The organism is Flavobacteriales bacterium, assembly GCA_016704485.1.
Classification (GTDB): Bacteria; Bacteroidota; Bacteroidia; order Flavobacteriales_F; family PHOS-HE28; genus PHOS-HE28.
On the sequence record JADJAA010000002.1, the window covers coordinates 351,997 to 374,356 of the forward strand.

At 49.8% G+C, this 22,360-nt stretch carries 14 protein-coding genes; 10 read left to right on the forward strand and 4 right to left on the reverse strand.

Annotated elements, in window-relative coordinates; translation table 11 throughout:
* Nucleotides 1-12: 12 nt before the first annotated feature.
* The gene (locus IPF95_12635; protein MBK6475536.1) at nt 13-2,157 is read left to right on the forward strand and encodes a WG repeat-containing protein; all 2,145 of its coding nucleotides are present in this window, start codon (nt 13-15) and stop codon (nt 2,155-2,157) included.
* On the opposite strand, the gene IPF95_12640 is transcribed toward IPF95_12635, so the two are convergent.
* Nucleotides 2,146-8,400 (reverse strand): gliding motility-associated C-terminal domain-containing protein, encoded by a 6,255-nt coding sequence (locus IPF95_12640; protein ID MBK6475537.1) that lies wholly within the window; start codon nt 8,398-8,400, stop codon nt 2,146-2,148. The genes IPF95_12635 and IPF95_12640 overlap by 12 nt on opposite strands.
* Nucleotides 8,401-8,462: 62 nt before the next feature.
* Nucleotides 8,463-9,119 (reverse strand): methyltransferase domain-containing protein, encoded by a 657-nt coding sequence (locus IPF95_12645; protein MBK6475538.1) that lies wholly within the window; start codon nt 9,117-9,119, stop codon nt 8,463-8,465.
* 113 nt (nt 9,120-9,232) lie between these two features.
* Here IPF95_12645 and IPF95_12650 point away from each other — a divergent pair, with 113 nt between their 5' ends.
* Nucleotides 9,233-10,360: a hypothetical protein gene (locus IPF95_12650; GenBank protein MBK6475539.1), complete on the forward strand. Its 1,128-nt coding sequence runs from the start codon at nt 9,233-9,235 to the stop codon at nt 10,358-10,360.
* A 12-nt stretch (nt 10,361-10,372) separates the two neighbouring features.
* On the opposite strand, the gene IPF95_12655 is transcribed toward IPF95_12650, so the two are convergent.
* Nucleotides 10,373-11,422 carry an adenylate/guanylate cyclase domain-containing protein gene (locus IPF95_12655; protein ID MBK6475540.1) on the reverse strand — a complete coding sequence of 350 codons (1,050 nt, stop codon included), beginning with the start codon at nt 11,420-11,422 and terminating at the stop codon, nt 10,373-10,375.
* A gap of 268 nt (nt 11,423-11,690) precedes the next feature.
* On the opposite strand from IPF95_12655, the gene IPF95_12660 reads away from it, so the two are divergent.
* Nucleotides 11,691-12,323 (forward strand): hypothetical protein, encoded by a 633-nt coding sequence (locus IPF95_12660; protein MBK6475541.1) that lies wholly within the window; start codon nt 11,691-11,693, stop codon nt 12,321-12,323.
* A 4-nt stretch (nt 12,324-12,327) separates the two neighbouring features.
* On the opposite strand, the gene folP is transcribed toward IPF95_12660, so the two are convergent.
* A complete protein-coding gene (gene folP, locus IPF95_12665) occupies nt 12,328-13,095 on the reverse strand; it encodes a dihydropteroate synthase (protein ID MBK6475542.1) in 768 nt (255 codons plus the stop codon).
* A 159-nt stretch (nt 13,096-13,254) separates the two neighbouring features.
* On the opposite strand from folP, the gene IPF95_12670 reads away from it, so the two are divergent.
* From IPF95_12670 to IPF95_12700, 7 genes are all read left to right on the forward strand, one after another.
* Complete coding sequence (locus IPF95_12670; protein MBK6475543.1) at nt 13,255-13,800, forward strand: DUF1599 domain-containing protein; 546 nt, start codon at nt 13,255-13,257, stop codon at nt 13,798-13,800.
* 141 nt (nt 13,801-13,941) lie between these two features.
* A complete protein-coding gene (locus tag IPF95_12675; protein MBK6475544.1) occupies nt 13,942-14,481 on the forward strand; it encodes a hypothetical protein in 540 nt (179 codons plus the stop codon).
* A gap of 111 nt (nt 14,482-14,592) precedes the next feature.
* A complete protein-coding gene (locus IPF95_12680) occupies nt 14,593-15,960 on the forward strand; it encodes a DoxX family protein (protein MBK6475545.1) in 1,368 nt (455 codons plus the stop codon).
* Nucleotides 15,961-16,069: 109 nt separating this feature from the next.
* Nucleotides 16,070-16,831, forward strand: a complete 762-nt coding sequence (locus tag IPF95_12685; protein MBK6475546.1) for a triose-phosphate isomerase — start codon at nt 16,070-16,072, stop codon at nt 16,829-16,831.
* A 91-nt stretch (nt 16,832-16,922) separates the two neighbouring features.
* Nucleotides 16,923-17,789, forward strand: coding sequence for a 50S ribosomal protein L11 methyltransferase (gene prmA / locus IPF95_12690; GenBank protein ID MBK6475547.1), 867 nt, complete (start codon nt 16,923-16,925; stop codon nt 17,787-17,789).
* 39 nt (nt 17,790-17,828) lie between these two features.
* A complete protein-coding gene (locus IPF95_12695; protein MBK6475548.1) occupies nt 17,829-21,704 on the forward strand; it encodes a hypothetical protein in 3,876 nt (1,291 codons plus the stop codon).
* A gap of 2 nt (nt 21,705-21,706) precedes the next feature.
* On the forward strand, nt 21,707-22,357 hold the full coding sequence (locus IPF95_12700; protein ID MBK6475549.1) for a hypothetical protein: 651 nt from the start codon (nt 21,707-21,709) through the stop codon (nt 22,355-22,357).
* The last annotated feature ends 3 nt before the right edge of the window (nt 22,358-22,360 follow it).

The following is a 22,360-nucleotide window of genomic DNA, read 5'->3' on the forward strand; positions in this document are numbered from 1 at the left end:
ACTTTGTGGCCAATGTTCAAGTATTTGGTCCGTGCGGGAGTGGTTGCACTGGTGTTTTTCGTTTCTGGTCCAGTGCTCGCAGGTAAACTGGAGCGGGCATTTGAAGCACTTGCTGAACACGATTATTTTCGTGCGAAGGAGCTTTTCATTAAACAGATCAAGAAGCATCCCGCCGGTGCTTGGTATGGTCTAAGTGTTATCACAGGGCGCAGTAATAATCCGTTCTTTCAACTGGATTCATCCCATATATACATTGAAAGGGCCGATGCCGCTTTTACGCTTGCTTCGGATAAGGAACGAAGTAAATTGGCGAAGGTGAAAGTCGATAACGCGGCTTTGTTGGCTCAACGCGAAAGCGTTTTCGGGTTAGCATGGGAAAAAGCGTTGGGCCAGAATTCCATCACTGGATTCGATAAGTTCATCACCACCTACAAGAAGAGTTCGCATGTACTTGAGGCGATCGCACTTCGTGATGAATTAGCCTTTGATGAGGTGAAGGCGAAGGGTTCATCAACGGCTTACCGGTCTTTCTTGGAGAAGTATCCGAATGCACGTCAATCCTATGAAGCACGGAAGCGATTGGATGAAGCGGTCTATTCGGAAGCAACGAGGATCGGTGATCTGGCATCCTACTTGGCCTTCATCAAGGACCATCCTGAGAATCCGTATGTGCAGCAGGCCGAGGAAGAAGTCCTTCGCATAAGTACACCCACAGGGAGCGTAGCGGAGTATAGGAAATTCATTAAAACGTATCCAACGAGTCAGCAGGTTGAAGAAGCTTGGCGAAGGATATATGCGATCAGCACACGTGATCTTAGTGCCGCCAGCATAACGGCATTCATTCAAGCCAATCCGGATTATCCTTATTTGAACGAGTTGGCAGAGGATTACAAGATAGCGAGCTTGCACTTGCTACCTTATCAACAGGGAGAATTGTGGGGTTATATTGATGATGCAGGAACTGTTCGCATCGATGCGCAATATGAGTTCGCAGAACCCTTCGAGGGAGGTCAAGCGCTGGTCGGTAAGAATAAATTGGTGGGTACGGTCAATCGATCCGGAACGCAGGTTGTTCCTATAGAATATGATGAAGTAGTGGATCCGGTGGAGAAATTAATGACCGTGGAGCGCGATGGGCGATCTGGTGCTGTGGACCTTTCGGGAAAACTGGTCGTACCGCTGATGTACAATGATGTTGGCGAGTTCTCAAAAGGACTTGCTTTCGCATCCGTGGATGGGTTGTTCGGTTATATCAACACGCGTGGCGAGGAGGTGATCCCGTTCCGTTACAACAGTGCTGGTGCGTTCCGAAATGGTTTGGCAGTTGTGGGAATGGATGGGAAGTTCGGAGTGATCGATGTTCAAGGGAATATTGTCGTTCCATTCCAGTATGATTGGATCGAAGGATTCACCAATTCAACATCACGCGTACGGTTGGATGGTCGGCTAGGGCTACTTGGCCCTTATGGTGATCTGATCCTGCTATTGGCCTATGATCACGTTGGTCCTTTTCGGGACGGATTGGCACTCGTGGTGCAGGACAAGAAATGTGGTTATGCGGATATCACAGGAACGCTCGTGATCCCTATCAGATACGAAGCCCCCACAGGAGTTGCTAATTGGGGCGATTTCCATAACGGCCTGGCCAAAGTGCAGGAGAAAGGCAAGTTGGGACTGATCAATACGAGTGGTAAACCGATCATTGCTTTACAAAATGCCGATGTTGGCCAAGCCACCGGAGCGCTGATACCATTCAAGAAGAAGACCAAATGGGGATTCGCGGATCGTACTGGCAGGGTGTTGATCAGTGATAAGTACGATCTGGCCTGGGAGATGGTCGATGGACTGGCTCGTGTGAAGAACGGACCATATTTCGGAGCTATCGACAGCACAGGGCAAACAGTGATCCAATTGCAATACACGGATCTGTTGGACCTTAAGGACGGTTACCTCGTTGCAAGATCGGACAGTGGAACTGGCCTGCTGGACCTGAAAGGTGTAGTTGTGGTCCCTTTAGGTTTCGATGAAGTAGAACTGATCCAGCCGCGAATTGCACGGGTGGAACAAAATGAACGTTTCGCTTATTTCAGTATAAGCGAGAACACATTCATTTGGAAACAGGAAGGGTTCGACGAAGCAGAGAACTTAACGGAGTAGGGTAACGTGCCCAATGATCCGTTCAGAATTCGCTGCAGGAACATTGCCCATCCTGTAGTTGATCTTCCATACGTACACGCCATCCTGGGCGATCGTGCCTTTTACTGATCCATCCCATCCAATGGTTGGATCCGAAGTTGTGAAGATCAATTCACCCCACCGATCGAAGATCTCCAATTTGTAGTTCTCCACATTACCACTGACCACTGGAAGGAACACATCGTTGATGTCATCGTTGTTCGGCGTGAAGGCATTCGGAACGTGAACATACATGTCGCAATCACCTACTAACACTTCGATCTGATCGGTGCCGAAAGCGCATTGGCCAGTGAATGAAACAGTGTAGGTTCCTGCTGCATCCACGGTCGTGTTATGCGATGTGGATCCGTTGCTCCAGAGGTAGCTTATTCCGTTGATCTCCGTTACGCTCAAGTTCACGTATTGGCCCGGGCAGATCACGGCTTCCGGGCCGATCTCCAGCGAAGTTATGCTGTCATTGAAGCTGATGTTGATCACATCCGTAGCGGTGCATCCTTCCAACGAATAGGTGACGGAATAGGAACCCTCGGTATCCACATCGATCGCAGATAGCGTTGAGCCGGTCGACCATAATACCTCCACATCTCCAGGGTCTACGGAAAGGGGAACAGTAAGCCCTTCGCACGAAATGATATCGGCACCAAGGTCCGGTGTGGTAAGATCAACGACGTGTACTTCAACGGTATCGCTCGCACTACACCCGGCCATGACCACATTCACCCAATAGATCCCTTCACCGTTGACCGAGATCGCATCGGCATTTGCACCCGTGCTCCACGTGTGCTGCGCATTCGGCTGTGTAGCATCAAGGATAACCGACTCACCCGGGCAGAGCACAACGTCATTTCCAATACTGAACGTCGAGGTCATGAAAACAGCTACGTCAATTGCATCCGTGACCATACATCCGTTCTGAGTAACCTCCACGGAATACGTCCCATCCGTATCGATCGTCAATGCAGGCTGTGTACTTCCCGTGCTCCACAAATATGTGGCACCAGCTTGTGCTACATCCAATAGAAGCGATGTGCCTTCGCATAATGTTGTATCGGTACCCAGTTCAACGATCGGTTCATCCAGGATCGTGATCACGGCATTGTCCGTCACGGTGCACCCGTTAACAGTAACTTCAACATTCACGTTCACTGCATTCCCCGAAGTGTAAGTTGCTCCGGTCGATCCGTCATTCCACAGGTAGATACCACCGGCAGCAGTGGCATCGTAGGTGGTTGTTGTTCCGGGGCAAATACTTGTGTCAGGTCCTATCTCAACCAATGGAAGTGGATTGAACACAACGCTCACCGTATCATACAAAGCACATTGGCCAACAGTGGCAACTACGGAATAGGTACCGGTCGTACTCACGGAACGCATTGCACTAGTGGATGCATTCTCCCAGAGATAGGTAGCGCCCGGTAGTGTGGCGTCCAATGTTGTCGATTCTCCGTCGCATAACTGAAGGTCCGGACCTAGATCCAACGCATTGCCTTGTGCATAGGTCACAACGATGGTATCACTTGCGGAGCAACCCGCGATCGGCACATGTTCCACCCAGTAGGTTCCGGCATCCAGGACAGTGAATGATGAACCAGCGATCGCGCCGTTCCATGTGTTTGTCCCGTTCGCTAACCCAGGGTCAAGTACCAAGGATGCTCCCGGGCAAAGCACAGTGTCGGGACCTAGATCGATGGTCAATGTTCCAAATTCGATCTGCACAGTATCCACAGAGGAGCAGCTATTGAACGTGACCTCAACTGCATAGGTGCCGCTCGTTGAAACGAGCAAGGTTGATGTGATGGCCCCCGTATTCCAAGAATAGGTGGCACCCGCTACTGTTGCATCCAACAATATCGAAGTTTCGCCATTGCATAGAAGTTGATCTGCACCAAGATCAATAAGATCGGTTGCTAGTACTGTTACCAATACAGTATCAGTTGTGATACACGAACCCTGTATCGCTTGCACCCAATAGGTTCCTGAAGTTGCTGCCGTGATCGTTGGGGTAGCAGCTCCTGTACTCCACAAGTAGGTTGCACCGGCTGTGGTTGCATCGAGCATAACATCCTCGCCTTGGCACAACGAAACATCCAGACCAAGATCCACGAGTGTTGCGGTGATCACGTTCACAACAACGGTATCATACGCCGCACAATTACCAACGGTGACGATGACGCTATGCGTAGCTGAAGCACTCGCCGTAATGGTTGGAGTAACAGCTCCATTGCTCCAGAGGTAGGAAGCACCAGGCCAAGTAGCATCGAGCGTGGCTGATGTGCCGTTGCATAATGTTTGGTCAACTCCAAGATCAACAACCGGAGCAGGCGCAACAATCACTACCACAGTATCAGTCGTGGTGCAAATTCCTTGGATCGCTTGCACCCAATAGGTTCCTGAGGTTGCTGTAGTGATCGTTGGGGTGATGGCTCCTGTACTCCACAAGTAGGTTGCACCGGCTGTGGTTGCATCGAGCAATACGTTTTCGCCTTGGCACAACGAAACATCCGGACCAAGATCCACGAGTGTTGCGGTGATCACGTTCACAACAACCGTATCATACGCCGCACAATTACCAACGGTGACGATGACGCTATGCGTAGCTGAAGCACTCGCCGTAATGGTTGGAGTAACAGCTCCATTGCTCCAGAGGTAGGAAGCACCAGGCCAAGTAGCATCCAGTGTTACAGAAGTTCCGTTGCAAAACGCTTGATCAACTCCAAGGTCAACAACGGGAGCTGGTGCAACGGTAACTACAACTGTATCGGTAGTCGTGCATATCCCTTGTATCGCTTGCACCCAATAGGTTCCTGAAGTTGCTGCCGTGATCGTTGGGGTAGCAGCTCCTGTACTCCACAAGTAGGTTGCACCGGCTGTGGTTGCATCGAGCATAACATCCTCGCCTTGGCACAACGAAACATCCAGACCAAGATCCACGAGTGTTGCGGTGATCACGTTCACAACAACGGTATCATACGCCGCACAATTACCAACGGTGACGATGACGCTATGCGTAGCTGAAGCACTCGCCGTAATGGTTGGAGTAACAGCTCCATTGCTCCAGAGGTAGGAAGCACCAGGCCAAGTAGCATCGAGCGTGGCTGATGTGCCGTTGCATAATGTTTGGTCAACTCCAAGATCAACAACCGGAGCAGGCGCAACAATCACTACCACAGTATCAGTCGTGGTGCAAATTCCTTGGATCGCTTGCACCCAATAGGTTCCTGAGGTTGCTGTAGTGATCGTTGGGGTGATGGCTCCTGTACTCCACAAGTAGGTTGCACCGGCTGTGGTTGCATCGAGCAATACGTTTTCGCCTTGGCACAACGAAACATCCGGACCAAGATCCACGAGTGTTGCGGTGATCACGTTCACAACAACCGTATCATACGCCGCACAATTACCAACGGTGACGATGACGCTATGCGTAGCTGAAGCACTCGCCGTAATGGTTGGAGTAACAGCTCCATTGCTCCAGAGGTAGGAAGCACCAGGCCAAGTAGCATCGAGCGTGGCTGATGTGCCGTTGCATAATGTTTGGTCAACTCCAAGATCAACAACCGGAGCAGGCGCAACAGTCACTACCACAGTATCAGTCGTGGTGCAAATTCCTTGGATCGCTTGCACCCAATAGGTTCCTGAGGTTGCTGTAGTGATCGTTGGGGTGATGGCTCCTGTACTCCACAAGTAGGTTGCACCGGCTGTGGTTGCATCGAGCAATACGTTTTCGCCTTGGCACAACGAAACATCCGGACCAAGATCCACGAGTGTTGCGGTGATCACGTTCACAACAACCGTATCATACGCCGCACAATTACCAACGGTGACGATGACGCTATGCGTAGCTGAAGCACTCGCCGTAATGGTTGGAGTAACAGCTCCATTGCTCCAGAGGTAGGAAGCACCAGGCCAAGTAGCATCGAGCGTGGCTGATGTGCCGTTGCATAATGTTTGGTCAACTCCAAGATCAACAACCGGAGCAGGCGCAACAGTTACGACTATTGAATCAGTTGCCGTGCAGGTCCCCTGTGTTGCCTGCACCCAGTATGTTCCAGCAGTGCCGATCGTTATCGAATTGGTCAGTTCTCCCGTATTCCATAAGAACGTAGCACCCGGAACCAATGCAGTAAGAGAAGTTGTGGAACCCTGGCAGAATGAAACGTCCGGTCCAAGATCGACCACCGGCAACAGGGTTACGGATACGGCTATGGAATCTCGCCCCGTGCAACCGTTCAGGGTAGCATCAACCCAATAGATCCCTGCATTGCCAACAGTGATCGAATTGGTCAGTTCTCCCGTATTCCATACGAATGTGGCACCCGGAACCAGTGCCGTAAGAGTGGTTGTTGAACCTTGGCATAACGAAACGTCCGACCCAAGATCCACCACCGGCAACGGAGTTACGGATACGGTTATTGAATCTCGAACTACGCAACCGTTCAAGGTAGCATCTACCCAATGGATCCCCGCATTGCCAACAGTGATCGAATTGGTCAGTTCCCCCGTACTCCATAGGAATGTGGCACCCGGAATTAATGCGGAAAGAGAAGTTGTGGCACCTTGACAGATCGTAATATCAGGACCCAGGTCCACGGTTTGCAACACATAATGCGACAAGGTGAATGCATCGCTCGATGTACAATTGTTCAGTGTTACATCCACTGAATAAAGACCAGGGGTAAAGGCGGTATAGGTCGGGGTCAATGCGCCATCCTGCCAGAGGTAGGTTGCACCTGGAGCCGTGGCATCCAAGAGTACGTTGGAACCCGGACATACGGTCTGGTCCGGTCCGAGGTCAACTATTGGCAAAGGGTTATAACTGACATTGATCATGTCCGTGGTAGAACATCCGTTCACCGTCACGTCCACACTATACATGCCGCCAGTGGTAACATTGAATGTTGCGTTCGTGGAATTATCCTGCCACACATATGAAGCATTAGGCGTAGTCGCATCCAACAGAAGCGCTTGGCCAGCGCATAACGCGGTGTCCGGGCCGATATCAACCACCGGTAAAGGGCTGTAGAATACTTCGATGAGGTCACTCGCGAAGCAATTATTCATCTGCACGTTCACGCTATAGATACCCGGCGCGGAAACGTTGAAACTAGAATTGCCCGATCCATCTTGCCAAGTGTAGGATGCGGAGGGATTGCTCGCATTCAGTAATAGTGTTTGTCCAGTACACAAGGTCGTATCAGGCCCGAGGTCGACCGCTGGTGAGGGATCATAAGCAACAGTGATCGCATCACTGGCTGAACAATTGTTCGCGGTAACCGTGACGTTGTAATTTCCAGGTCCTGTTACAGGAAATGAAGATCCCGTGGAGCCATCCTGCCAAAGATAGGTCCCGCCTGGAACTGCCGCATCGAGCGTTAATGACTGCCCGGTGCATAGTGTAGCATCCGGTCCGAGGTCAACAACCGGCAACGGCGTAACGGTAACGAGGATATCATCGGTCAGGACCACCGTGCCTGTCAATGAAATATCATCAAGTCCAAAGTCATTGCCGACCGCATCACCGCTCATTGCCCGCAAGCAGACCGTTGCAGAGGTCTGTCCTGGTGCAGTGGTCCATGTTTGTGTAACGTTCTGCCAACCATTCGCCCATATTGGAAGCGTTACTTGCGGGCCTAAGGCGGTACCATCGATATGCCATTGTAAACGAGCAGGTGTCGAATTGGAGACCGAAAGTGTCCAATAGCTGAATGTATAGGTCTGACCGCCACAGACGGATACGGTCTGGCACCATACATTGTCCAATGCGGAAGCCGGACCGGCGTTCACGATCATTAAATTTCCGGTACCTGACCCTGCGAATAACGGGTGATAATCAGCGGCGTTGGTGCCAACGTAATAGTTCCCAACGACCTGTAGGTTGGTCGAACTAGTGAAGTCGGAGGTAAAGCCAGTATTTCCGCCGCTGAAATTCCCATTGGTTATTAATTCGGCAGAAGGGTATGAAATTTGGCACCAATAGACTCCCGATGCGTTCACTGAGATGTTATCTCCTAGGTCACCTGTACTCCACAAATAGGAAGAGAAGCCGGGTGGAGCCTGTAACGGGACGGACTGGCCTTGACAAACCGTGGTATCGTTGCCTAAAGAAAAGGAACACGTTGGTTGCGCAACCACGACCGCACTGAACAGGCCAGCTCCAAGGAGGAGCAAGAACCGGAACGGTCGTTGGATCTGCGTAATAGTGAACATGCGTGCGCGAGAGGACAAATTTCGGACCATTGACGGAACCGATCGCCAAATAGTTGTACAGGTTATCGATCAGCTATGAACATCCGGTTCACGCCTTCATAACGAAATTCGGTAACGGTATTGAATACGCGCCCCAAATGATCTGCGATCTTTTGGCTTCTGTTACCGCTTTTTTCATCATATGCCACGGTGTTGAAACACACGATTCCACCTTGCTCACAGCGGTCCCGTAGACCATGGCTGAACCCGCTCGTATCAACGCCACGAGCGAGGTCCAGATCCTCGAATAGATCCACAAGAATGAGGTCGAAGCGCTCTTTTATCGCATGGATCCGGACAACTGCATCCCCTTGGATCATGGTGAACTTTTCAATACCATCCGCACCAAAATGGCTGGTCGCCAGATCCATCATACAGGGGTCCAGCTCAATGGCAGTGATAGATGCCTTGGAATCCAATTCATTCCGAAGAATATAGGCCGCGCTACCGCCACCAAAACCAAGCATTAGTACGGTTTTTGGTCGTAGGTCTTTGAATACCTCATGCAACGTATTCTGCCAAACACGGTGTAAACTGCCGAAAGATTGGTTACCATTAGCCGAATTGAGAACTTTTCGTCCGTTCTCCCACCGTATTTCCAACGGTCCGAATTTCCCATTTGCTGTATGGGTCCTTATCGGAAAGATATAGCTTAAGAACCGGGCAAATAGATCATCCATGTTCAAGCGTCATGTTGCGAAGATCGTGGTTTCGACGGGTAGGCTAGTGGATGATCATTATTTGTCCCGCGGTACAAGCGGCCATTTTCACGAACTTAGCACGATTCCCGAACATGGAACAAGAACGATCAGTATCATTAAGAGCAAAGGCATGGTTGGGCTTTTTGCTATTCATAACAGCGGTCGCACTTCGAGCGCAAGTGCCCGTTCCGTTCACCTCGAAGGATGAACGCTTCATGGTGTTCGCCAATGAACGATTCGAAAAATTGGAGCCGAGACCAGCTCAAAAGACCTTTGCCATGGATGGCGAACTGGTCTATTTGGATCACAATGGAGCGTTGAAGATCTTCACGATCGAAGGGCACAGTTTGCATCTCCTTGAACCCAACGGAGTAGGGGAGGTAAAAGGAACTGGTCGTCGCATCGCATGGCTGAAGGCCGATACGTTGAAAACGGTTCGATCCAGAAGTGTTAAAGTGATCTCGACCGGGGTTGCAAAATTCACAGTATCAGATAGTTCCATTGTCTACTTGGATTCAGCAAAGAAGACGATATCAGTTTGGTGGCGGAACCACGAGGAAACACTGGTCGATGTGCAAGTAGCAACGGATAAACCACAATGGAGTCATGCGGGAGGTCAAGTTGTGATCCTGGATAGAGCGAACCGAATAATATGGCGGTTCGCGAAAGGTGAATTACAGGTCCTGTGCGATAGCACAGATATTGGAATTGTGAGTGTTGGTGATGGAATTGTTGGTTATTGGGACGATAGGTCCAACCAATTCAAAGTGAACGATGGAACAACGGATATGGTCTTTAGCCAATTGCGCCCAGTAAGTGCAAAAGCGGGAAACGGTATCTTTGCGTGGGTGGATGGTGCGGGTGGGCTGCGCTGTTGGAAGAATGGTGTTACGCAGCGACTCACTACTGATATTCCAAGCGGTTATTGGGTGCAGGACGAGATCCTTCTTTATTTGGACGAAGGTGATCTGAAAATGTTCAATGGCAATGAGGTCATCCTAGTGGAAGCGTACGTTCCGGAACGATGGCAAGTAGTGGGCAGCAAACTTGTATACCTGGACCTGAACCGTGAGTTACGCGGTATAGTGGATGGTAAACGGGAACGGTTCGGAACAGAGGCCAATATCGATACCTTCGATCTTTATGGTGATGCGATCGCTTATCCTAGTCCTACCGGGTTGTTCACGGTGCTAAGAGGCGGGCGAGTATCTACTTATTAGGTGGATCTCGTTCTACTCCTCCAATGTCCACAAACTCGTTGTGAACCGTTTTCCGCGTAGGTCGATATTGCCGATCTCACGGACCTTGAATGTCTCAGGCAGTTGGAGCACATCCAATAGATCTTTGGATATCAAATTATCCACACCGTGTGCGTTGCAGCTGTTCTGGATGCGGGCAGCTGTATTCACTACATCGCCACTGAAGATCCGCTCCTTCTTCACTCGGCCTACTTCACCTGCGGTAACCTCGCCGTAGTGGAATCCTGCTTTGAATAAGGGTTCAATACCGTAGCGTTTTTTGTAATATGGAGCTCTGGTCCGGAGCTTTTTGCGGATGTTAAAGAAGCACACGATGCACCGGTAGCGAATTATACCACGCCGCAAGGGCCACGTAACGCTTACTTCATCACCTACATATTGGTAGATCTCTCCACGTGCATCCACGATAGGGTCGGTGATATCGGTATACAATTCGTTCAACAATTGGAAATACTTCACGTTTCCCAATCGCTCTGCGATGGAGGTGGAAGAACGCATATCCAGGAACATGAATACGCGCATTTCCTGTTGCGGTTTATGGTATCGTCCGGTCAAATAGGCAATACCTCCGCTTCCGAATTGATCGTTAAGGCGCACCATGAAAACACTGGCTCCGACCAATATGGTCCAGAACATGTATTGACCTAGGAAACGCGGACTACTTAGGTGTTCGAGGAATACGTTCGCGAACGGGTCACTAGCGCTCAAAGCAGGAACAACAGCCCCCGTGAACGTGATCACAAAGAACATGATCACGGCCATTATGGTGATCGCCTTCACGAACGAGTATTTGCGTAAACGGTCTCTAAGGATCAAGATGTAGATACCACCACCAAATAAACCCGCTAGTAACGAGGTGATGAACCGTTCGTTCAAATGCTCGGCATACGTGCTGGGGATACCATGTACAAGCAACACATTGTGTTCGAACAAAGCCGCAATAAAGCCAACTAAAACCCAGATGAATGTAATGCGGAATACGCGGTTCAATCGCAATTGGGACCGGTCTCTACTAGCTGCCATGGAAGGCGGCAAAGTTAGCTTGGGCGGGGCATGGAACGTGAATGGAACGTTAAGGATCGGAAAAGATCTACATAGCTCAGGGCTGATAACTGTTGATCAGGGTCTTTCCAGAACTTGTCGACTTAGGTATCTTTGCATATTGGTCAAATGTTGAGATATCTTTTGTGCTTTACTGCACTGTGTCTGCGAGGCATTGGCAAGGATACCTCTTTGGTGTGTTTTATGGATTCTAAGACCCATGTATTCAAAGATAGGGTGAGTGCGGCACATGGGTCACAAATTCAAAGAACAGCATTGGATGCTTGAGATAAAGCAACCGATCCATTCAGGTCTGATCCGTTGCATTGTTGCAGCTACCTTATTGGTTGCGGAAGTTTCCGATACGAGCGCTTTCTATATCCAACTGCATGGTGATGTGACCGAATATTATTCCGGTGAAGGGTTGAAAGGTGTACAGGTACGTTTGGTTAAGGATAGCGTGGAGAGAGAAACGGTGATCACCTCTTGGAATGGGAAATACGAGATCTTTCTGGAGCGCGGGTATGATTATCTCGTTTGGTTCTATCGCGAAGATATGGTTACCAAACATGTGCACATTGATGCCAGGGACGTACCCATGTTCCCGGATGTACCATTCTATGAAATGTATTTGCAAATGACCATGGTCAAGTGGATCGATGGCTTTGATTTTGCAGTTTTTGAAATGCCGCTCGGCCTAGCGCAATACAAGCATAGCGTGCGCAATCTCAACTGGGATGTGGAGTATACCGAACAGCGCAGAATTGAGTTGGCACGGGCCATGATCATGTATGATCGAGAGCGTACGAGACAGGAGAAAGAAGCGAAACGCTCGGGTAAGAATGCGACGATCACGCGTAACCGGAAAAGAGCACGTTTCTGATCGGTCAGCGAGTTGCTGCTACCAATTTGATCACCTGCACAGCTTCTTTTACGTCATGCACGCGCAGGATCACTGCACCATTCATGATCGCGATGGTATTCAGTATGGATGTGCCATGGAGTGCTTCACCGGAAGAAATTCCCAAGACCTCATTGATCATTCGTTTACGGGAAACACCTACGAGAACAGGATATCCAAGCGCAACCATCTGTTCAAGTCCGTTCAATAAAGCATAGTTATGTACAGTGGTCTTCCCAAAACCGAATCCCGGGTCAATGATCACGTCGGCAATACCCGCTTTATGGGCTGCATTGATACGCTGACTTAGGAAGAGCACAACCTCTTCTACCACATCGGAATACAATGGTTCATTCTGCATATCCTTCGGTGTGCCTTGCATGTGCATTACAACATAGGGAACACCAAGTACAGCAACAGTTGTAAGCATGTCTTCATCCAACCTGCCGGCACCGATATCATTCACCATACTAGCACCATGGGCTACAGCTTCCTTCGCTACGCGTGCATGGTACGTGTCAATGCTGATCAACGCCTCAGGAAACCGCTCATGAATGGCAGAGATCACAGACAGAACGCGATTCAGTTCATATTCGGCAGAGATGGGCTTTGCCCCTGGTCGGGAGCTTGCTCCACCGATATCCAGAATAGCGGCACCTTCATTCAACATTTGTTCAGCGAGGCGCAATGCACCATCTGTTCCCACACGACTCGCTGGATGAAATGAATCCGGTGTAACGTTCAGTATTCCCATGACCAAGGGAAACTTCGGATTCACCAAGCGGTCTTTTACCCGCCAAGAAGTAGTCTTCAATTGTTCCACGCCTCAAATGTCCGGAATTCTGGATCCTCTTCGGGATCGGGGTCATTTTGAATTGAGATCCTGCACTTACCAATACCTTCGCCCCGCGGAATGAAAAAGACCCTTGATCAGTATGATCGTGTAGTTACGGAATGCTTGGACCTGTTCTCTAGAAAGGCTCAGGATTATGGCACGGCCTGGCGCATCCTTCGGGTTCCGTCACTAACTGACCAGATCTTCATCAAAGCGCAGCGTATTCGTACCCTGCAACAGACAGGTGAGAATAAGGTCGGTGAAGGGATCCGACCAGAGCTGGTGGGAATATTGAATTACGCTGCCATGGCCTTAGTGCAATTGAGGAAAGGGGTAGTGGATGTGCCTGATATCAACGCCAATGAAGCTACGGATCTTGTTCGGACCCGGATCAATGCAGCACGGGATCTCATGGAACGGAAGAACCATGATTATGGCGAAGCATGGAGGTCCATGCGCGTTAGCTCCTTGGTGGATCTTATCCTGATGAAGTTGCTTCGCATCAAGCAGATAGAGGATAATGCGGGTGCGACATTGGTAAGCGAAGGAATTGATGCGAATTTTTTGGACATCGTGAATTATGCAGCGTTCGCAATGATCCAGCAGGACGAAGGCAAGGGGTAGTTCATCCTTCCGAAATGGTTTACTTCCGCAAAGTTGAACCACATTATACTGTTCATAACTCATCACGAAGTTGAGGCATCTTCGCTTGATCAAGCGGGTCCTCGACGATAGCTTTGCAAGCTGCGAATGACATCGAACAGCATGCGTATTCTTCTTTTAGCTCTTCTTGTGGTACTTGGAAGCTCGGTGTCAGCGGCTCATCTACGAGTGTATGGTCTTGTTACGGAGTTAGAGGGCAACATACCTATGTCCGGTGTTATGGTCAAGGTCTATAAGGATGGTGAGCGTTTGAAGCCGTTCTATACCGGAGCCAATGGAAAGTACAACGTTGATCTCGATAATGGTGCCTACTATGTCATCCGGTTCGTGAAGGACGGTCGCGTAACGAAATGTTTCAGTGTGGATACGCACGGTGGTGAATGGCAAGGTGATGGCAAGGAGGTCTCTTTGGAGATCGGTATCATCATGTTCGAGCCGGTATCAGGTATGGATCTCTCCTTCTTCGATATGCCCATGGGTATGGCGAATTTCATGCCTTTGAACGGACAGATCCTTTGGAGTAAGGAGTACGAGTCCAAAGTTGCACCCCAAGTGCAACGCCTAATGACGGAACGTGCCTCACGATTGGCGTTCCTCGCCACTAATGCAAACCAGAGCGGCAACGACTTCCCTCGGTATTGATCCCCAGAATTCGTGTAAAATGTTGATCGTATGTTAAGATGGGCAGGCCCAAGTGGCTTGGTTATAACTTAGCCCCGAAGCGTTGAACAGCTTGCAAATAAACATTGACCCATGCGCATTCTTATTCTCATTTGTCGGATCCTCGTTGGTTCATTGTTCATTGTCAGTGGCCTTATCAAGGCCAATGACCCTTTGGGCTTCTCATATAAATTGGAGGAGTACTTTGCTGAAAGCGCGTTGAACATGCCCGGTCTAATGCCTTATGCTTTGGGGTTAGCTGTGCTCGCTTGCTTGGCAGAGATCGTGCTTGGCTTTGCGGTTCTGGTGGGTGGTAGGTTGAAGTTGGCAACGGTATCATTGGTTCTGCTCACGATCTTCTTTGGCTGGCTTACGGCGTTCACCGGCACGTGTAATGATCGGCATGATACAGGTACACCAATGACCTATACCATCATGGAGAATGGTCAAGAGATTGAACGCGAGATGACCTGCGTGAGTGATTGCGGCTGTTTTGGCGATGCAATGAAAGGTTCCGTTGGGCGCAGCCTAACGCCATGGGAAAGCTTTTCGAAGGATGCGATCTTATTCATTCTGCTCATTCCGATCCTGCTCGCCGCGTTCATGCGTGCGGATACGGGTTGGAATACCACCGCGGATGACATGATCCTACTGCCTGTTGGCTTGGTCCTGGTAGCCTTTTGGAGCTGGATATTCACGTGGTGGGGACCGGTATGGTTCACGTTGGTCGGTGTGGTCGGCTATCTTGTGATCAAGAAGACCATAGAAGGAGTTAAGGCAGAATGGATCACTGCCGCATGGGTCACAGTGATCACTTTGGTGTTCACCTGGTACTGCTTTGCACATTTGCCTATCCGTGACTACAGGCCTTATGCTGTGGGTAATAGCATTGTTGAGCAACGCGCGGTAGCTAAGCCACCGGTGAACCAAACGTTCGTCAGCTACAAAAAGATCGCTACCGGAGAGGTGACGGAATTCGATACAAGTAAGCCTTATCCGTGGAATGATAGCACTTATGTGAATGTTCCGAACAGTACGCGTGTCGTTGAACTGGAACCGGGTATCCTATCGCAAGTGTCGGATTTCTTGTTAACGGATGGTGATGGCAATGAGATCACCGAGGATATTTTGGCTGAACCGACTCCTGTTCTCCTGATCATGATGTATAACGTTGAGTCGACGCGTACCGATCATCTTGCCGAGATCGCTCAACTTGCTGATACCGCCAGTAAGAAAGGATGGTACGTATACGGTGTTAGCGCGAACACATGGGAAGACGTTGAGACCATGCGCCATGAGCATCAGCTATCATTTGATTTCCTGCAATGCGATGAGAAAACGGTGAAGACCGTGATCCGCAGCAACCCGGGTATCTTGTTATTGCAACAAGGAACAGTTCGCGGCAAATGGCACGATAATGACGTGCCGGATATCGTTGAAGTTGATGGGACGTTGAAATAGGTTTTTCCAATTGCTGCACTTCCTGGAAAAAGTTGATCACGATCCTCTGTTCATCGTTCATTGATCGAAAAAAGACCTTGTTTTTAGGATGATGCGATCTTTGCCCACAATGAAGACCATTGTAGCGGGCAACTGGAAAATGCATAAGGACCACGCGGAAGCGTTGGCATTGATCGATGAGATCGCGAAAGAGCGGGATACACTGCCGCAGAATGTGGTGGTCGTAGTAGCACCTGCATATCCTTTCTTGGCAGAAGCAGCAGAGCGCTTGCCCAACGTTATTGTAGCTGCACAGAACTGTCATTTCGCTGAACAGGGCGCCTACACCGGAGAAGTAAGTGTGGCCATGCTTAAGAGCATCGGGGTGAGCGCATGCATAGTTGGCCATAGTGAAAGGCGCCAGTACTTCGGCGAGACCGATGCCGATGTTGCAAAGAAGATCGTCACGCTTTTGGCCCATGGACTAATTCCGATCTACTGCTGCGGCGAACGCGAGGAGGAACGGAAGGCTGGGAAACACTTCGATGTGGTCAGTGGGCAAATGAAAGAGGCGCTTGGTGGCCTCGCGAACGAGCAATTGGTGAAAGTGGTCGTGGCCTATGAGCCTGTTTGGGCGATCGGCACAGGACTTACGGCAAGCGCTGAACAAGCACAGGAAATGCACGCGCACATTCGCAGTCTGCTCAGATCGCATGGTGATCCGGTCGCACTTAACGTGCCGATCCTCTATGGTGGAAGCTGCAAGCCGGACAACGCCGAAAGCCTATTCTCCAACGCCGATGTTAATGGTGGCCTTATTGGCGGTGCTGCCCTCAAGGCCTCGGATTTTCTGGAGCTTGTGCGAATAGCCGGGAAGACGAACAAGCCATAACGTACTTTACATTAGGACCTAAGTACACGATCGGTACGCGCTTTGTTCCAAGGGGTACCACGAACGTAGTGTTCAATTAAAAACAACTCCATTGACATACACTGAAGTAACATTCCGGCTAGCCCCGGTTGATCCTTGGCGCGACATTCTAATGGTCGAACTTGGCGAGCTCGGTTATGACAGTTTCGATGAGAGTTTTACGGACCCTTCCCACGAGAGTGGCGAATTGAAGGCGTACATAAAAGCCGAACAGTTCGACGCATCCGCATTGCGGAAATTGATGACGCTGCGGGATCCACATGTGAACGTTACGTGGACCAAAGCGGACATGCCTGCAAGGAATTGGAATGCGGAATGGGAAAGCAGTTTTCAACCGGTTGAAGTAGGATCCAAGGTCCGGATCCGTGCGGACTTTCATCCGAGCAAAACGGGTTTTGAGCATGAACTGGTCATTACGCCCCGCATGGCCTTTGGTACTGGGCACCATGCAACTACGCGTATGATGGTTCTGGCCATGTTGGATGTTGAGCTAAAGAATAAGAGCGTTTGCGACCTAGGGTGTGGCACCGGAGTGCTTGCCATTTTAGCGGAACGAATGGGTGCTTCTTCGTGCGTCGCGATCGATATTGATCCTGATGTGATGCAGAACGGGCGTGAGAATGTTCTGCGCAACAACTGTGAGCATATCGTGGTGGAAACTGGAGATGCACAAGCAATGGGCGATCGACGATTCGATGCTATCTTGGCCAACATAGAACGCAACACCTTGCTCGAAGCAATGCAGTTGATGTATGATGCGCTACTCCCCGGCGGTCTGTTGTTCCTGAGCGGCTTTGTCGTAACGGACAGGCACATGCTGATCCAACGCGCCAAAGAAGTAGGGCTTACCATACATGAACGGTTGAACGAAGGGGATTGGGCTTTATTGGGATGTAGACGACCTTTGGGTCAAGAGTGAACCAAGAATGGATCAAGGTGTATTACCATGAACAGAATTATGTGCCAGAAACCAGCCGTGGAATTTGAAAAATTCACAGTTCTGCAGGGTAATGTTCGTTCACGCTTAAGCTGGTCATTCGCGCCGTCGGTCATGGCGATCGTATTGAGCATTGTCATGGTGTTTGGTCTTTCTCCATCGGCTAATGCGCAGACCAAACCGTTTACTGCGGATCAAGCGACCTTTCTGGCAGAAATGACCACGTTCATCATGGATGCGGATCGAAAGGAAGGCAGGAAGTTCATGGAGGAAGAGTTCGCACCGGTCTGGAACGGGAGCTTCTACAATGAGCGCCAACGGGTCCAGATCATGAATATTTCGAACTTCATGCTGAAGAAACGCTTCTCTGCATTCCCGGATTTCCGTGATCTGATGAGCGTTGTCACCGCTTTTCCGAATAGCGGACGAACCAGCGAGGAAATGGATGCGTGGTTACGCGGCCTTGAACAAATGGTGGAAAGTGGGCGCAAACAGAACGTTGTAACATTTCTGGGCATGTGTGCTGGGCTGTTCCGGGAGAGCACCATCTTCAAAAGCGCTAGTACCGAGTGGAAGAGCCGAACCAATAAGTTCACCTTTCAATTCGATAGTATCCCGTTGATCATTTTCCCTAGGTCCGATCTTGTTTGCTTGGCCAAGGGAGATAGTGCGGTGATCATGGGAACTTCAGGGACCTATTTCCCTACACAGGAGCTTTGGGAAGGGAAGGGTGGTAAAGTGAATTGGGTGCGAGCCGGGTTGAAGGAAACTGCAACCTATGTGGATTGGGACCATGCGTATTCGATCAAAATGAAGAGCGCCGCCTTTGAGATCGATTCGGTAAGATTGACGGATCCGTATTTCGACAGGATCCTACTTGGTAAGCTGACCGATAAAGTACTAGCCAACGTAAAAGAGGACAATGCCAGTTATCCACGGTTCGAAGGATATGATCGGCGCCAGAAGATCCAGGATATTGCGGAAGGTGTGGATTTCGAAGGTGGATTCACATTGCAAGGGGCCAAACTGCAAGGGTATGGTACCAAAGAAGAGCCTGCATACCTCACGATGTACAGGGATAAGCGACCATTCATTGTTACCAGTGGCCTCATGTATTCCATTGAGCCCGAACGCATCACGAGCGATGACGTTGCAGTCTACGTGAAATTGGACAAGGATTCCCTTTATCACCCGAGTGTCAGTTTCCGTTTTCTTAAGGATAAGAAGCAGCTCTCCCTGATCAAGAAGGATGAAGGAATGAGCAAGTCTCCCTTCTTTGATTCATATCACGAGCTCGATATGTATTTCGAAGTGCTGACCTGGAAACAAGGAGATCCATTGATCGAAATGGGCAACCTTTCCGGTAGCACACAGAATAAAGCGAGCTTCGAGAGTTTCGACTATTTCCGATTGAAGAGATATACGAGCATGCTGGGTATCGACGCGGTCCATCCACTGGTCCGTCTCAATGATTTCAGCAAACAGAACGAAGGGAAATTCTACGCTGGGGAATTCGCGGTCTACAGCAAGATCCAGAAAGAACAGATCACCTCGTTAATGATCGACATGGCCAACAAGGGCTACCTGAAATATGATGTGGAAACGGAATGGGTGGAAACCTCGCCCAGATTGCGCCAGCATATTCTTAACAGTGCCGAAAAACGGGATTACGACGCGCTCCAGTTCAACAGTGAGATGGACGGTTCAGTAAATGCGAGCATCAATCTGCTCAACAATGACCTTACGCTGATGGGCGTAACGCGAATTCTTATGAGTGATTCACAGGATGTTAAGATCTTTCCCAGTGATAAGACGGTGATCGTCAAGAAAGGAAGGGATTTTACGTTCGGCGGAGTCATTCAGGCCGGGCGATTGGAGTATTTCGGCAAGGAATACTTCTTCCATTATGAACCGTTCACCATTGATCTCCTCAACGTCGATTCCGTGAGCTTCATGGCCACCAGTTTTGAAAAGAATGACGAAGGCAAGCACACGCTTAAACGCGTTAAGAATGTGTTGGAACAGGTAAGTGGTACGTTGGAGATCGATGCGCCAAGTAACAAAAGCGGTATCAACCAGAAGGACTATACGGCCTATCCGAAATTCAACAGTGCCAAAGAGAGTTTCGTATTCTATGATCGTGGTAATATTCAACGCGGAGTGTATGTCCGCGATAAATTCTACTACCGGTCCGATCCATTCCAGATCGATAGCCTGGACAACTTTACCAACGAGGGGCTTACGTTCAATGGTACCTTGGTAAGTGGCGGGATATTCCCGGACATCAAGGAACCAATCACCCTACAGAATGATTATGCATTGGGCTTTGAGCGGGCCACTGGAACAGCTGGGTTGCCGCTCTACGGCCGCAAAGCGAAATTCAACGCTACCATCACGCTTAACGGCCGAGGCCTGCAAGGAAATGGAACGTTGGAATACCTCACAACGACGGTAAGTTCCAAGTCGTTGATCTTCATGCCCGACAGCACCTTGGGCCGTGCGGATACCTTGACCAACGTGGCCGCAACAACTCCCACAAAAGTGCCTGAGGTACAAGGAGGCGACCTCTTCGTACGGTTAACACCTGCCGATGATCTATTGCGCACGGAAATGTTACGCAAGCCAATGGCAATGTTCGGTGGGCAGACATTGTTGCATGGTACCACCGATCTGAAACCATCCGGAATGACCGGGGCTGGTCTGGCGGATTTCGGAAATGCCACATTGAGGTCCGATCTGTATGAATTTGAGACGATGTTGATCCACGCGGATACCAGTGATTTCCGGTTGACCGAAGGAGACACGGCCAGCATTGCATTCCGCACGGACAACGTGAACAGTACCATTGATCTGGATGAGCGGGTCGGAGAATTCGTGAGCAACGGAGATGAAACGAAAGTGGAATTCCCGGTGAACCAGTATTTCTGCTACATGGACCGGTTCAAGTGGTTCATGGATCAGGGCGATATCGAATTGGAAAGCGATCGTACAGCTGCGGCAGCCAACGAGGATCTGCAGCTCGCTGGTTCCAATTTCATAAGCAGCAGACCCGATCAGGACTCGCTTAGTTTCATGGCGCCCAAAGCCCGGTACGATCTTAAACGACACTTGATCACGGCAACGAGTGTGCAATACATCCAGGTCGCGGATGCGTTGATCACACCCGATAGCCTCACCGTAAGGGTCCGTAAGAATGCCGAAATGGATCCGCTCGATCACGCAGAGGTACTGGCCAATTTCGTTACCAAATATCACAAGATATACGATGCCAACATCGTCATTAAGGCCAAACGTCAGTACAGCGGAAAAGGCTTCATTGATTACGTCGATGAGAACAACAAGAGCTTTAAGATAGAGCTTCGCAACATCAATGTGGATACGGCCTATCAGACCAACGCGCTTGGCTCCATTACCAAGGAACAGGACTTTCAACTGAGCCCGGCGTTCGACTTTTTCGGTGATGTGCGATTGGTGGCCAGTGCCAAGGATCTCACCTTCAGTGGTAGCACCCGTATCCAACATGGTTGCGAAGGACTTGCTCGGAACTGGATGTCATTCACTGGTGAGATCGACCCTGCTGAAGTATTCATCCCGGTTGCGGATACCTTGTATGATGATCAGGGCGCTCTGATAGGTGCAGGCATTTACCTCACCTATGAAGACCCTTTCAGTATGTACGGGACATTCTTGAGCCGAACGAAGGATGATAAGGACCAGAAAGTGATCAGTGCGAAGGGCCTGTTGTTCTATGACAAAGGGCGGAAGGAGTACATGATCTCCAACAAGGACAAGATCCGCCAACGTGAACTTCCAGGTGATCTGGTAGCATTGGCCGTGGACAATTGCACAGTGCTCGCTGATGGTAAAGTGGATCTAGGCGTGAACTTGGTCAGATAAAATTGACCAACGTAGGTAATATGCGGTTCGACGCGGAAGCCGATCTGGCCAGCGGCAATATGGTCATGATGGCGGACTTCTTGTTCCATGACAATGCGTTGGAACGGATGGCAGCGGAGATATTGGCCTATCCTGATCAGAAACCAATGGATCTCGCAAAGACCAACTACGAGAAGATGTTGCGCGAGGTACTTGGATTGGAGGCCTCCGATAAGCTCATCAGTGAGTTGAGCATTAAAGGAGAGATCAAAAAACTACCCGATGAATTGGTGAAGCCGATCGTACTTGGCGATGTCCGCTTGAAATGGGATGGCCCGGAACAAAGTTGGTTGAGCGATGGCGAGATCGCGGTTGCGACCATTCTGAAGAAACCGGTCTATCGTATGGTAAAGGGTAAAGTGCATCTGGAACGGAAGAGAAGCGGGGACATCATGACCATCTATTTGGCTCTTGATGACCAGACCTACTACTTCTTCCAATACACACGGAATTACCTTTACGCTTATAGTAGCGATGCAAGTTTCAATACAATGATCAGTGAGCTTAAGGATGATAAGCGCACAGTTGATGCGAAAAAGGACGAACCGGCCTATCAGTTCATCATCGGTACGAAACGTAAAGTGGACGATTTCCGAGAACGTTTCAGGTTGTGATAA

Coding starts and splice junctions, on each gene's coding strand:
- IPF95_12635 (MBK6475536.1), top strand. CDS start 13: ATGTTCAAGTATTTGGTCCGTGCGGGAGTGGTTGCACTGGTGTTTTTC.
- IPF95_12640 (MBK6475537.1), bottom strand. CDS start 8,400: ATGTTCACTATTACGCAGATCCAACGACCGTTCCGGTTCTTGCTCCTC.
- IPF95_12645 (MBK6475538.1), bottom strand. CDS start 9,119: ATGGATGATCTATTTGCCCGGTTCTTAAGCTATATCTTTCCGATAAGG.
- IPF95_12650 (MBK6475539.1), top strand. CDS start 9,233: ATGGAACAAGAACGATCAGTATCATTAAGAGCAAAGGCATGGTTGGGC.
- IPF95_12655 (MBK6475540.1), bottom strand. CDS start 11,422: ATGGCAGCTAGTAGAGACCGGTCCCAATTGCGATTGAACCGCGTATTC.
- IPF95_12660 (MBK6475541.1), top strand. CDS start 11,691: ATGGGTCACAAATTCAAAGAACAGCATTGGATGCTTGAGATAAAGCAA.
- folP (MBK6475542.1), bottom strand. CDS start 13,095: ATGGGAATACTGAACGTTACACCGGATTCATTTCATCCAGCGAGTCGT.
- IPF95_12670 (MBK6475543.1), top strand. CDS start 13,255: ATGAAAAAGACCCTTGATCAGTATGATCGTGTAGTTACGGAATGCTTG.
- IPF95_12675 (MBK6475544.1), top strand. CDS start 13,942: ATGCGTATTCTTCTTTTAGCTCTTCTTGTGGTACTTGGAAGCTCGGTG.
- IPF95_12680 (MBK6475545.1), top strand. CDS start 14,593: ATGCGCATTCTTATTCTCATTTGTCGGATCCTCGTTGGTTCATTGTTC.
- IPF95_12685 (MBK6475546.1), top strand. CDS start 16,070: ATGAAGACCATTGTAGCGGGCAACTGGAAAATGCATAAGGACCACGCG.
- IPF95_12695 (MBK6475548.1), top strand. CDS start 17,829: ATGTGCCAGAAACCAGCCGTGGAATTTGAAAAATTCACAGTTCTGCAG.